The following is a 13,766-nucleotide window of genomic DNA, read 5'->3' as shown; positions in this document are numbered from 1 at the left end:
ACGAGGCGTTTACATCACAACTCTCCTCGTAGCTCAATTGGTGCTGATCGAGCACCGATCCTAAAGCAGCATTCAGCCTGAAGCCCGCTTGCCAAGATGAGTAAGCACGATAACGCAGTCTATGCCGAGAGTTTCGTAGACAGCATTGTGGCGGGCCTTCTCGATATACCAGAGCACGACGGCAAAACAGCCAATGGCAGGCTGACGCAGGCGCAGACCGACAACCTGGTTTCGTGCTTGTAACAGGTGAACCGAGATCTTATGCCGCCAGAACTCAGCATGTCGAAACCGCCGTGCCCGATGTTGCCGAGCCTGGCGAGGAGCAGCCGTTGACGCGTGCTCCAGATCGGAACAGCCCATGTGCCGATAATGAGGGGATGGTAAGCATGAGGGGAGGCTATGCCCGAGAATCAGCCACCCGGACGTTTTAGGCGTGCCATGATGGTGCTGCAATGTTAGCGTCGACATGGGAGGCAACCAAAGGAGCTGACCATGTCGCAGTCGATACAGAATGCCGTAGGTGAAACACTCTACTACAGCGGTGCATCACGCGCCTGGTTCTCGGCGACCGGCTCAGGCCCCGTGCTTTATGGCACCGCCGGCAACGATTCGATATGGGGCGACAGTTCGGTCAATGTCACGATGCGGGGCGGTACCGGCGACGATATCTACTATCTCTATTCCAGCATCAATCGTGCAGTGGAAGCCTCGGACGCGGGTATCGACACCATCAATACCTGGATGAGCTATACGTTACCCGAGAACTTCGAGAACCTGACTGTCACGGGCAACGGCCGTTACGCCTTCGGCAACAATGCCGACAATATCATCTCCGGTGCTTCAGGCAGCCAGACGATCGATGGCGGTGATGGAAACGATGTCCTCATCGGCGGCGGCGGTTCCGACACGTTCATCCTCACCAGCGGCAACGGCAGCGACCTCATTGTCGATTTCAGCAGTGACGATACGATCCGATTGAACAGCTACGGGCTGTCGACGTTCGATCAGGTCCTCAGCCACGCCACGCAGGAGGGCGCCGACCTGCGGCTGGATCTTGGTGGCGGCGAGAGCCTTGTCCTTGCAGACACGACCGCCGACGATCTCAGTGCGGATCAGTTCCAGCTCACGCTCGATCGGTCGGCTCTCACGCTGACTTTCGCCGACGAATTCAACACCTTGTCGTTGCGCGACGGCGATGAAGGCACCTGGGATTCGAAGTTCTGGTGGGCACCCGAAAAAGGCAGTACGCTGCCCGGAAACGATGAACTGCAATGGTATATCAATCCCTCCTATGCGGGGACTGCCGCCGTCAATCCATTCTCGGTCGATAACGGCGTTCTAACCATCACGGCTGCTCCAACGCCGGATGCTCTCAAGTCGCAGATCGATGGCTACGACTACACATCCGGCATCCTCACCACGCATTCCTCTTTCACCCAGACCTATGGTTATTTCGAGATCCGCGCCGACATGCCAACGGAGCAGGGCGCCTGGCCGGCATTCTGGCTATTGCCCGAAGACGGTTCCTGGCCTCCTGAACTCGACGTCGTTGAGATGCGGGGGCAGGACCCAAATACCGTGCATGTCACTGTCCACTCAAACGAGACGGGCTCGCAGACCAAGGATTCCACGGCGGTCAAGGTTCCGAGCACGGATGGCTTCCACACCTACGGTGTTCTTTGGGGCGAGGACCAGATTGTCTGGTATTTCGACGACGTGGCCGTTGCGCACGCCGACACCCCCTCCGACATGCATGATCCAATGTATATGCTCGTCAACCTCGCGGTTGGGGGACTGGCTGGGACTCCGTCCGAGGATTTCAATGACGGAGCGGAATTCCAGATAGATTACATTCACGCCTATTCCCTGAATGATCAAACGGCGAATGACTTGCTCGTTTGAAATGCGCTCCCGTCACTCGTCGCCAGCGATGACGGTAACGGCTGGCGGGCCAGCCGTTTTCCCATCCGTTGGCGCCTTGTCGCTCGGGGGACCATCTTACCAAGTTTAGAGTCAGGAACAGCATGTCAGGGCCTGGATATTCGCAACTCGTGCTGTTTCTTTCGTCGCCTCACTTGATCGCCTGACGTTAAGGCGATGCCGCAGCCGCAAACTTGGGGCATATCATCCGTGTGTCATTTCTTCGTCACATGCGTATGATGCAGGAAAGGGATCATCGCCGGCGACGACCGATGGCGCTCGGCAAATCGGAGAAGATATTGCGAGGAGACCATCTACGAATGCGGGGCGGAGAGCGACTTGCCGCCACTTTTCGCCGGGGTCTTGCGGGGCTCTTCGGTTTTGGATTCGTCGTAAATCTGCTGCTGCTTATTCAGCCGATTTACATGCTTCAAGTCTACGATCGAGTGCTGCCATCGGCCTCCATCGAGACGCTGATTTATATTTCCATCATCGCTCTCGGCACTCTTTTTCTGCTTGGTATCGTCGATAGCGTGCGTGCGATCATGGCCAGCCGGCTTGCCAGCCGTCTCGAAGTCGCGGTTGGCGCGGACGCACTTCAGGCTTCGATGGCCGGTCCCCGCGCAAGCCTTGGCGATGTCCAGCCGCTTCGCGACCTTCAGACCGTCCGAGGCTTTACTTCCGGGCGAGGGCTCTTCGCCTTTCTCGATCTGCCCTTCGCTCCTTTTTTCATCGCGCTTCTCTATCTTATCCATCCAAATCTCTTCTGGCTGACAGTGATGGGGGTGGTCGCCCTCGTCGCGATCGCGATAGCCAACCAGTGGGCGAGCGACAAGGCAGCAGGCGATGCCGGCACTCGTCAGATGAATGCGACGCTTGCCGCCCAGGCTTTCGTCCGGAATGCGGAAAGCCTGAAGGCGATGGGAATGAGGCCCAACATCGTCCATCGCTGGGGTTCGGAAGAGGCTCTGTCTCTCGCCGCACAGGATCGCGTGAATTCAACCAATGCCCTCTTTGCCGGCCTTTCGCGCGTCCTGCGCCTGAGCCTCCAGATCGCCACCCTCGGTTATGGCGGCTATCTCGTGCTTGCCGGCGAGATGACAGCAGGGATGATCTTCGCCGCCTCACTGATCTCCGGGCGCGGTCTCCAGCCGATCGATCAGGTAATCGGTGGCTGGAAGGGGTTTATCGAAGCGCGCAAGGCGTGGAAGCGCCTGACCGAGGCTCTTGCCGTCGTGAGACCGGCCGAGACGCGCACGGAACTTCCTGCCCCGCGGGGTGAGGTGAGCTTCGAAGCCGTCATTGTCTTTCCTCCGGCAAGTGAGGCAGCGGGCCGCGCGAGTGCGCAGGCCGGCGAGCCATTGTTGAAACGCATCAGCGCGACGATTCCCGCAGGCGCATGTGTGGCCATCATCGGGCCTTCCGGGGCGGGAAAAACCACCCTCATGCGCACGTTGATCGGAGCCATCGAGCCGAGATCGGGTGCTGTGCGGATCGACGGCGCCGACATTCGCAATTGGGACCCTGATCATCTTGGCCAATATATCGGCTATCTCGCGCAGGACGTCGAGCTTCTGCCGGGAACCATCGCGCAGAATATCGCCCGCTTTGATCCGAATGCCTCCAGCGAGGCCATCGTCCGCGCAGCCCAGAAAGCGCAGGTGGACGATCTCGTTCTGAAACTGCCGAAAGCCTACGACACGATGATCGGACCCGGCGGCTTCCAGCTTTCCGGCGGGCAGCGCCAACGTGTTGGCCTCGCCCGGGCCTTCTTCGGCAAGCCGAAGATCCTGGTCCTCGACGAGCCGAACGCAAATCTCGATATTGAGGGCGAGAAGGCTCTAGAGCGAGCGCTTGCGATGGCGAAAGCGGAGGCGATCACCGTCCTCATCGCAACGCAAAGACGCTCGGTCGTCGAAACAGCGGACCGCATCATGGTCATGCGTGATGGAAGCCTGGAAGAATACGGCCCTCGCGAGGAGGTACTTCGGCGTCAGGCCGAAAAGGCGCAGGCTCTGCGGGAGAGCCAAAGGCGGGGTGCCGGCAATGCCTCGCAGCCTGTTGTGCTTGGACAGTTTGCCAGTGTCACCGATGTCAGGCGTTGAGGCAGCTGCCGGAGAATGACGGAGATGAACGACAAAGCAGATTGGGCCAGAGGTGTTCCGACCAGTACGCGGCGGGTCGCGGCTGTCGGGCTTGGCGCGACCTTTCTTTTCATCTTTGGTTTTGGCGCCTGGGCATCGCTTGCTCCGCTGGCCGGCGCCGCCGTTGCGCCGGGTGTCGTTGCTGCTGCCGGGCAAAACCAGCGTGTTCAGCATCTGGAAGGTGGTATCGTCGACAAGATTCTCGTTCAGGAAGGCGCCCGCGTCAAAGCCGGGCAACCGCTCTTCGAACTCGATGGAACCAGTGCTCTCGTCCAGTACAATCGAATCCAGAAGCAACTCGTTGCCCTTTCGGCACGCGCCACGCGGCTTACGGCCGAGCGGGATGGCGTCGATCAGCTTGTCTTTCCGGAAAGTCTCGAAAGAACGACCGGGCCGGGAGGCGAAAGCGACGTCCTTGCCGAGCAGTCGGCCGAATTCACGGCACGCCTGGCACGCCACCGTCAGGAAGCTGCCATCCTGCAGCAACGTATCAATGCGCTGAATGATCAGATCGAAGGAATGGCAGCTCAGCAGATCGCAGTGGAACGGCAGATCGAGGTCGTCCAGGAGGAAGCAGAACGGAAGAAGGGGCTGCTGGACAAAGGCCTGACGGATCGGTCCGAGTATACGGCTCTGCTGCGAAGCGAGGCCGACCTTCTGGGCGAGCTTGGCCAGACGAAGGCGTCCATTCTGACATCGCGCACACAAATCGCCGAAGCCGAGGAACAAATAGCCAGGCTGAAGACGCAGCGCGTCGAGACGGCAATCTCCGAGCTCAACGAGGTGCGCGTCCAAATTGCTGACGCCGATGAGCAGCGACGTGCGGCCAAGGCCATTCTAGACCGGATCGTGATCCGGTCGCCGAGCGACGGGATCATCGTTGAAATGGCATTTAACAGCCGCGGGAGTGTTGTCCGTCCGGGCGACACCCTGCTCGAACTTCTTCCAACCGCATCCAGCCTGATGATTGAAGCACGCGTTTCCCCGCAGGATGTGGACGTCATCAAGGTGGGGCAAGAGGCGCGGTTGCGCTTCAGCGCGCTCAATACACGCACGACGCCGACCGTTGATGCGACCGTGTTCTACCTCTCGGCTGACCGGCTGGTCGATCAGAACAACAATGACCAGCCCTACTACACCGCGCGGTTGCGCATGACCGATGCGCTGCCGCCGGAAATCAAGATGGAGCAGATCTATCCCGGCATGCCGGTGGAAACCTACATCAAGACGAGCGAGCGCACCTTTTTCGAGTATCTGACGAGACCGATCGTTGACAGCTTCAATCGGGCGTTTCGGGAGGACTAAGCCGAAGACGTCGCTAAGCATAGACGATCGGCACGTAGGACCTGCCCGTCCTTGCTAATTAGCATATGTCAAGCGACTGTCGTAGTCGGCTGCTATGTCAAGCCATCCATCGTCCTCCAACAAGGGGTTGCATAGATGTCCTTCTTCTTTTCCCTCCCACGGCTCTATTTTGGGACCCGCCTGGCCGATCATATCGAGGGTAGCCCAGGTAACGACATCATCACCGGTCTTGGCGGTGATGACCGCATCGAGGCAGGCGCGGGGAATGACTTAGTCATTGCGGGGGACGGAAATGATCAGATCGAGGGCGGCGACGGCAGCGATCTGATCTCCGGCGGGCGGGGTTTCGACACTGCGATCTATTCGGGAAGCATATCCGATTATCGCCTGCCGCAGATCACACGCCTGTCCGACATCTTCTTTACGATGACCGACGCCGATGGTGATCAGGATATCCTCAACGATATCGAAGCCATCCGCTTTACCGCGAGCAGCTATACGCTCTATCTCGATGGCCGCAACAATGCCGTGCTTGCCGGCGACGATGCAGTGTCGACGGATGAGGACGGCGCACTTGCGATCAGTGCGCGCGACCTGACTGCGAACGACCGGGACTTCGATGGAGACCAGATCTCGGTCACTGCCGTTTCGGGGACAAGCACGGCCGGCGCATCCGTCTCGCTTGCGAGCGGTGTCGTCTCCTACGATCCAGGCAGTATTTTCCAGCACCTGAACGAAGGCGAAACCGCCGTCGACAGCTTCACCTATACGGTTGACGACGGCAGGGGCGGCACCGGCACTGCAACCGTGGAAGTGACGATCACCGGTGCGAATGATGCCGCTGTCATTACCGGAGATGCTAGCGGGTTGGTAACCGAGGCTGGTGGTGCCGGATCGGGAACGCCGGCCGCGACCGGCCGGCTCGTCGCCGACGACGTCGATAATGACGATCGCTTCCGAGCTGCGGGCGACCAGTCGAGCGTTATGGGCTACGGTACCTACAGCATCGACGAAGAAGGCAACTGGACCTATACGCTCGACAACGACAATGCAGATGTCGATGCGCTCGGCGATGGTGAGAGCCTCACCGACAGTTTCCCAGTCGTGAGTACGGACGGGACCGAACAGGACGTTACGATTACTATCAACGGGGCGGATGAAGCCGCTCCCGTCGCACCGCGCATAAACGAAATCCACTACGACAATGCCGGCACCGATACGGGCGAATTCATCGAGATCCGCGTCGCTGTCGGCGCCGATGTCTCCGGACTCTTGGTCGAACTCTATAACGGAAATGGCGGCTCCACCTATGGTTCGGCGGACGTTTCCAGCCTTTCGATGACCTCGGACGGCGAATACGACTATTACGTATGGGAGTTGCCGGCCAACGGCGTCCAGAACGGCGCGCCGGACGGCGTGGCGCTCTCCGATAACGGAACGCTGATCGAATTCCTGTCTTATGAAGGCAGCTTTACGGCGTCGAACGGAGCGGCTGCGGGCACGACCTCGACCGATATCGGTGTGGCGGAGGCGGGCAACGAGACTGCAGGCCTGTCGCTGCAGCGGACCGGTGACGGTCCGGCCGATTGGGTCGGTCCCCAGGACCAGACCCCAGGTGCCGCCAATGAAAGTGATCCCGGCGGTGGCGGTGAGCCGACCGCCTATCTCATTTCCGAGGTTCAGGGCAGCGGTACTGCCAGCTTCCTCGTCGGCGAATATGTGCTCGTTTCTGCAATCGTGACTTACACGGTTGCAGACGGCTTCTACCTTCAGGAGGAAGACGGCGATGCCGATGGGGACAGCACTACTTCGGAAGGCATCTTCGTCTTTACCGGGGGAACTCCGAGCGTGACCGTCGGCGACTATGTGGAAGTCGCCGGAACGGTGGCCGAATATTTCGATTTTACCGAAATCACCGATGTCACCGACATCATCTCCATTTCGAGCGGCAACGCTCAGCCGAGCTCGGCGGCGATCACTCTTTCACCGGACTTTGCCGCCAATCTCGAACATTACGAGGGAATGGCGATTACGCTGGCAAGCGGCACGGATGACCCGCTGACCGTGATCGAGAATTTCGATCTCGACCGTTATGGCGAAATCACGGTGTCTGCCGGCTCCCAATATCAGCCCACTCAGATTTATGACCCCACCACGCAGCAGGAAGAGATCCAGGCGCTGATGGAGGCCAATGCCAACAATCGGCTGACCCTGGACGACGGTTCGTCCGCCCAGAATCCGGACGAGTTCCGTTATGTCCCTGCCTCTGTCGGGGACAACGGCAACGGTTATCTGGATGCCGGCGATACATTCACCGAGGACGGGCCGACGCTGAGGCTCGGGGCGGAGCTCGTCGGATCGGTCGACGGTGTCCTCAGCTATAGTTTCGGTGAATACAAGATGCTGGTCGACGGCGTCCTGCCGGTCGACGAGACGACCAACGGGCTTGCCCGTCCGGATGCGCCGGACGATCTCGGTGGCCGGCTGACGGTGTCCAGCTTCAATCTTCTCAACTTCTTCACCACCCTGGATGATGGCTCCGGTGCGGGGTCGGGTCCCAACAATCTAGAGCCTCGCGGTGCGACCACTGCGGAGGATCTGGCGCGTCAGACCGACAAGATCGTGGAAGCAATGTTGCAGATCGACGCCAGCGTCTTCGGCCTGCAGGAGCTGGAGAACAATGGTTTCGACGATGCTTCGGCAATCGCAACCCTCGTCGACGCCTTGAACGCGGCCGCCGAACCAGGCGTAACCTATGCCTTCGTAGACCCGACCGAACCCGGTTCCGACGGCTTTATCGGGACGGATGCCATTACCACCGGCCTCATCTACAAGACCAACGAGGTCAGCCTCGTCGCATCTGATTTCCTTGTCTTCGACGACGGTGACCAGCAGCAGAGCCGGCCGGCCGTGACGGCGACATTTGCGGAGATTAGCACCGGCGAGCAATTCACCGTCTCGGTTAATCATCTGAAGTCGAAGGGCGGTACCGGTACGGGCGCCGATGCCGATCAGGGGGACGGGCAGGGCGCTTTCAACGCCACGCGGACGGCAGCCGCACAGCAACTCGCCGAATGGCTGTCGGCTGACAATCCTGACGGCTATCTTGCGCAAAACGACGTCAGCGATAGTGATGTCCTGATTATCGGTGACCTCAATTCCTATGCCCAGGAAGATCCGGTCGATGCCCTTCGGGATGCAGGCTATGCCGATCTGATCGACAGCTTCATCGGCCAGGAGAACGCGTTCAGTTACATCTTCGACGGACAGCAAGGAACGCTCGATCAGGGGCTATCTTCGCAGTCTCTTGCCAGCCAGGTCAGCGGTGTGGCGGAATGGCACATCAATGCGCAGGAACCCGATCTGCTCAGCTATTCCACCGAGTTCAAGAACCCGGCCTTCTACAATGACGATGTCTATGGAACGTCGGACCACGACCCATTGCTGATCGGCCTCAATCTGGGAGACAACGTGCTCGTGGCTTGATCTCCGGTGCGGCACGACGGCAGCGGAAGCTCTGCTGCAGTGAACTCGCCACAGTGATACGGCCCGGACCGCAAGATGGCCCCTGCAATAACATTTCCACGCATCGGAGTGCCAAAGGGTGCTCCGATGCGTGGAAATCGTGGAACGATCAAGATAAAGGGCGCCGCATTCCCAGGTTCGGCTTCGGCGCCTTCCGGACGTTGACGACCGAAGCGTTTCAGGGGTCGGGAACGACGACCAGTTTGCCGACGAAGTTCTTGGCCATGAAATCCGTTTGCGCCCGGTGGAATTCCGACAGCGGATAGACGCCGCCGACCAGCGGCCGGATTTTTCCGCTTTCGATATAGCCGACGAGGCGACGGAAATCGGCGCGGCTGCCCTGGCTGGAGCCGTGCAGTTCCAGTTGCTTCAGATACATCGTGCGTAGATCGAGTTGCACGACCGGGCCGGCAATCGCGCCTGCGGTCGTGTAGCGGCCCTCGGGACGTAGGATTTTCAGGAGATCATTGAACATAGGGCCGGCCACGAGATCGGCGACGACATCGATCGGTTCGCCGCCTGTCGCCTCGGCCACGGCATCGATGAGATCGCCCTTGCCGCGCGTCACCACCGCTTCGGCACCGATATCGAGCATGGCGCTTTCCTTGCCGGGGCCTGCGACGGCGATGGGAATGGCGCCGCGCGCCCGCGCAAGCTGGATGATCGCCGAGCCGACGCCGCCCGAAGCACCGGTGACAAGCACCCGTTCACCGGCTGAGAGCCTCGCCCGCTCCAGCATTCGCTCGCCGGTCAGATAGGCACAGCAGAACGTGGCAAGCTCGATGTCGCTCATGTCTGTGTCAACCACATGAGCGTTCTCGGCCGGCAGCGTCATGTATTCGGCATAACCGCCGTCGCGGCCGTGCCCCATGTAATCGATGTCCGCGAGGCTGTCGTCCTCACGGTTATAGATGGAGAAATCGACCATCACCCGTTCGCCGATCCGCGCCGGATCGACGCCCTCGCCGACAGCGACGACGTGGCCGACGGTATCGGCGCCCTGGATGCGTGGGAAAGTGAGCGTGTTGCCCTGCCGCCGCCAGGTGGAGACGGCGCCGGGGTCATCCTCGGTGCCATAGGCACCCTGGCGCACCCAGACATCGGTATTGTTCATACCGCAGCCTGTCACGCGGATGAGAACCTCACCCGCGAAAGGTTTCGGCACCAGAACGTCCTGCTGGTAGACGAGCTTGTCGAGCCCACCGTGGCCGGTCAGCAGGACCGCCGCCATCGTTTCGGGGATTGAAACCATAATGTCTTTTCTCCCGTCAGCGGTTGGCGAAGACATTTTCGATCGCTTCAGCCGTCGCCTTTACGACGATATCCGCTTCCTTACGCGTGAGGCAAAGGGGCGGCGCAAAGCCGAGGATATCCCCCTGGGGCATCGCGCGGCCGATGACGCCGCGCTCCAGAAGTGCAGTTGCAATCTGCGGTCCGATCTTCTGAGAGGGATCGAAGAATCTCCGATCGTCCTTGTCCTCCACGAATTCGACCGCTGCCATGAGGCCGTCACCGCGCACCTCGCCGACATGCTTGTGGTCGGCAACGGCTTCGGCAAGCCTGGAGCGGAAATAGCCCCCGGTTTCGGCGGCATTCCGCACCAGTCCCATCTCGTCGATCAGTTCGAGATTGGCGATACCGGCTGCCGCGCAGATCGGATGGGCTGAATAGGTCCAGCCATGACCGATCGCACCGAGCTGATCGGAACCCTGTACGAGGACCTGCCAGAAACGGTCGGAGACGATTGTGCCGGACAACGGTGCATAGGCGGAAGTCAGACCCTTGGCGATGGTGATGAGGTCCGGCTTCATGCCGTAATGGTCGGAGCCGAACATCGTGCCGAGGCGGCCGAAGCCGGTCACGACCTCGTCGGCGACGAGCAGGATTTCATATTTCTGAAGCACGGCCTGGATCTTTTCCCAGTAACCTTTCGGCGGCGGAACGATGCCGCCGGTGCCGAGGATCGGCTCACCGATGAAGGCGGCGATCGTCTCTGGACCTTCCGAGAGGATCAGTTCCTCCAGCTTGTCGGCGCAATTTTGCGAGAACTGTTCCTCGCTCATCGACCGGTCCGGCCGGCGGAAATAATAAGGCGCTTCTGTATGTACGATCGGCACGCGCGGCAGATCGAAGGCCTTGTGGAAGAGTTCGAGGCCGGTGAGGCTGCCGGTCATGACGCCGGAGCCGTGATAGCCACGCCAGCGCGAGATGATCTTCTTCTTTTCGGGCCGGCCGAGGATGTTGTTGTAGTACCAGATCAGCTTGATGTTGGTCTCGTTGGCATCGGAGCCGGAAAGGCCGAAATAGACCCTGGACATGCCCTCCGGCGCCCGGTCGACAATCATCTTGGCAAGCGTGATCGAGGCTTCCGTGCCATGCCCGACATAGGCGTGGTAATAGGCGAGATTCCTTGCCTGTTCGGCGATGGCATCGGCGATCTTCTGGCGGCCGTAGCCGACATTGACGCAGTAGAGACCGGCAAACGCATCGAGGCTGGTGCGGCCGTTCTTGTCGGTGATGTAGACACCTTCGCCGCTGCCGATCACCCGGGTTGGCGTTTCTCCGCGCGCATGCATACCCATATGGGTCGACGGATGGAAGAAATGGTCCCGGTCCCAAGCGGTGAGTTCGTTGTTTCTTTCGAGCATGGTTCTATCCTTCAAGGTTATGGGACCACTCAGGCGGTGGTGTCGATGCAGAGGTATTTGAGTTCGGTGAAGGCCTCGATGCCGTGGCGGGAGCCCTCGCGTCCGACGCCGGACTGTTTCCAGCCGCCGAAGGGGATCGGCCCGCCGGTGATCTTCACGCGATTGATCGCGACCATTCCATATTCGAGCGCGCGCCCAAGGCGCATCTGTCGCGCGCCGTTTTCGGTGACCACATAAGCGACGAGCCCGTATTCGGTGTCGTTGGCGCGGGCGACGACTTCTTCTTCCGTGTCAAAGGCCGTGACGGCCGCGACCGGTCCGAAGGTTTCCTCGCGCATGATGGCCGCATCTGCCGGCACATCGGTGATAAGCGTCGGTTCGAAGAAAAGCGGACCGGCCTTGTGCCGCTCGCCGCCAGCCAGCAGTCTTGCGCCCTTGTCGAGCGCATCCTTCACCTGCGCCTCGACCTTCATCACGGCCCGCTCATGCATCAGCGGGCCGATATCCACGCCTTCGGCAAGCCCGTCGCCGACCCTCAGAGCGGCGATCCGCCTGGCGAAAGCCGCATTGAACGCATCGAGGATGGGTCGCTGGACGAATATCCGGTTGGCGGCGAGGCAGTCCTGGCCAGAGGTCGCGAACTTGGCGGCAATAGCGATATCGGCGGCGCGATCGATATCGGCGTCGTCGAAGATGATCAGGGGCGCATGGCCGCCGAGTTCCATCACCAGCCGCTTCATCGTGGGTGCGCATTGAGTGGCGATCAGCCGGCCGACCTCGGTGGAACCGGTGAAGCTCATCGCCCGCACCTGTGTATCTTCGCAAAGTCGACCGACGATGGTGGCGGCATCGCCCGTCACGACGTTGAACACGCCCGCCGGTATTCCGGCGCGTTCGGCGAGTTCGGCAAGCGCGAGTGCTGAAAGCGGCGTTTCGGAGGAGGGATGGGCAACGACCGTGCAGCCGGCGGCAAGCGCTGCCCCCACCTTGCGTGTCACCATGGCGGAGGGGAAGTTCCACGGGGTGACGACGCCAACGACGCCAAGCGCTTCCCGCCGGACGATCATTTCCGCGCCCAGGAGATGGCTGGTGACGCTCTCCGCATTCACGCGCTTGCCCTCCTCGGCATACCACTCGATGAAGGAGGCCGCATAGTCGATCTCTCCGTGGGATTCGGCGAGCGGCTTGCCCTGTTCCAGCGTCATGAGTAGGGCTAGATCCTCCTTGGCTGCCAGCATCAGGCGGCACCATTCCCTGAGGATTGCTGCCCGTTCCTGCGGCAACTTTGCCCGCCAAGCAGGAAAGGCGGCCGTGGCGGCATCGATTGCCGCGCTGGTCTCTTCCGCGCCGAGGCTCGCGACCCAGGCAAGCGTCGCAGAAGAGGTGGGATCGGTGACCTGAAAGCTGCTGCCCCCGGCGCCGGCAACCCAGCGCCCATCCACATAGGCTAGATCGCGCAGCAGGTGACGGTCGGTGAGACGCGTCAGGGCCTCGTGATAGGCGGGGCGAGCAAAAATTGCGGTCATGGCCAGATCCTCGTTCAGGGTCGTGGCCCAAGTATCGCCTCGCTGAAGCGAGAGATTGTCCATTCCTGAGCGGGAAAAGAGAGAGATGGTCTAAACTGACCCGGCCTTGCAGAGAGATTGTCTAGGGCTGCTGACTATCGTCTCTCCCGAAGAGAGCAGCAAGGGGCACGCCCGTTTCCTCCTTCACGGTCTTAGTGACGATGTAGGTGAAATAGCGCTCGATGCCGAGTTCGCGGTTGAGCAGGTTGTCGATCAGGCGCTGGTAGGCGTCGATATCGGAAGCAACGATCTTCGCGATATAGTCGACGCCGCCGCCGACGGACCAGCAGGCGGTGATCTCCGGAATCGCCGCCACGACCCGCTCGAAACGGTCGAAATCGATCTGGCGATGGTTGGCGAGCGTGATCTCCACCATGACGCTGGCGATCGGCGCGATCTTTCGCGGCGCAAGCCGGGCATGATAGCCGGCGACGATGCCCGCCTTTTCAAGCTTGCGCAGGCGCATCCAGCAGGGGGTCGGAGAGAGGCCGACCTTTTCCGCCAGCGCCAGCTTCGTGATGCGGCCATCATTCTGGACTGCTTCCAGAATGCGTAAGTCTATGGCGTCAAGCTTCATGGAGGTTCCCGTCTGCATCACTGTTGAGAAAGACAATGAAAATTCGTTTTGCCATTGTCAATTGAACTGATTTTAAGCACAG

General features: G+C 60.4%; 8 protein-coding genes and 1 pseudogene. 5 read left to right on the top strand and 4 right to left on the bottom strand.

Annotated elements, in window-relative coordinates; genetic code table 11:
• Positions 1-111: 111 nt before the first annotated feature.
• The 5 genes and pseudogenes from ABK249_RS33920 to ABK249_RS13405 form a co-directional block, all read left to right on the top strand.
• A pseudogene (locus ABK249_RS33920) lies at positions 112-234 on the top strand (AraC family transcriptional regulator); the annotation flags it as partial.
• A 258-nt stretch (positions 235-492) separates the two neighbouring features.
• Positions 493-1,902 carry an endo-1,3-1,4-beta-glycanase EglC gene (gene eglC / locus ABK249_RS13420; RefSeq protein WP_037153316.1) on the top strand — a complete coding sequence of 470 codons (1,410 nt, stop codon included), beginning with the start codon at positions 493-495 and terminating at the stop codon, positions 1,900-1,902.
• Between the two features lie 338 nt (positions 1,903-2,240).
• Positions 2,241-4,025: a type I secretion system permease/ATPase gene (locus tag ABK249_RS13415; RefSeq protein WP_227704125.1), complete on the top strand. Its 1,785-nt coding sequence runs from the start codon at positions 2,241-2,243 to the stop codon at positions 4,023-4,025.
• Between the two features lie 24 nt (positions 4,026-4,049).
• Positions 4,050-5,369 (top strand): HlyD family type I secretion periplasmic adaptor subunit, encoded by a 1,320-nt coding sequence (locus ABK249_RS13410; protein ID WP_037153315.1) that lies wholly within the window; start codon positions 4,050-4,052, stop codon positions 5,367-5,369.
• A gap of 135 nt (positions 5,370-5,504) precedes the next feature.
• Positions 5,505-8,855, top strand: a complete 3,351-nt coding sequence (locus tag ABK249_RS13405) for an ExeM/NucH family extracellular endonuclease (protein ID WP_227704124.1) — start codon at positions 5,505-5,507, stop codon at positions 8,853-8,855.
• Positions 8,856-9,072: 217 nt separating this feature from the next.
• Here ABK249_RS13405 and ABK249_RS13400 read toward each other — a convergent pair whose 3' ends face one another.
• The 4 genes from ABK249_RS13400 to ABK249_RS13385 all read right to left on the bottom strand — a co-directional run bounded on the left by ABK249_RS13400 (position 9,073) and on the right by ABK249_RS13385 (position 13,684).
• Entirely contained in the window at positions 9,073-10,146 is a 1,074-nt protein-coding gene (locus ABK249_RS13400) for an alcohol dehydrogenase family protein (RefSeq protein WP_037153311.1), read from the bottom strand.
• A gap of 16 nt (positions 10,147-10,162) precedes the next feature.
• Complete coding sequence (locus tag ABK249_RS13395; RefSeq protein WP_227704123.1) at positions 10,163-11,542, bottom strand: aspartate aminotransferase family protein; 1,380 nt, start codon at positions 11,540-11,542, stop codon at positions 10,163-10,165.
• A gap of 29 nt (positions 11,543-11,571) precedes the next feature.
• A complete protein-coding gene (locus ABK249_RS13390) occupies positions 11,572-13,068 on the bottom strand; it encodes an NAD-dependent succinate-semialdehyde dehydrogenase (RefSeq protein WP_227704122.1) in 1,497 nt (498 codons plus the stop codon).
• A 121-nt stretch (positions 13,069-13,189) separates the two neighbouring features.
• Entirely contained in the window at positions 13,190-13,684 is a 495-nt protein-coding gene (locus tag ABK249_RS13385; RefSeq protein WP_037153800.1) for an Lrp/AsnC family transcriptional regulator, read from the bottom strand.
• Between the last annotated feature and the right edge of the window lie 82 nt (positions 13,685-13,766).

It is taken from the genome of Neorhizobium phenanthreniclasticum (assembly GCF_040066075.1).
GTDB classification, from domain to species: domain Bacteria; phylum Pseudomonadota; class Alphaproteobacteria; order Rhizobiales; family Rhizobiaceae; genus Neorhizobium; species Neorhizobium petrolearium.
The sequence above is the reverse complement of the archived record's forward strand: the minus strand, read 5'-3'. Positions and strand labels throughout refer to the sequence as shown.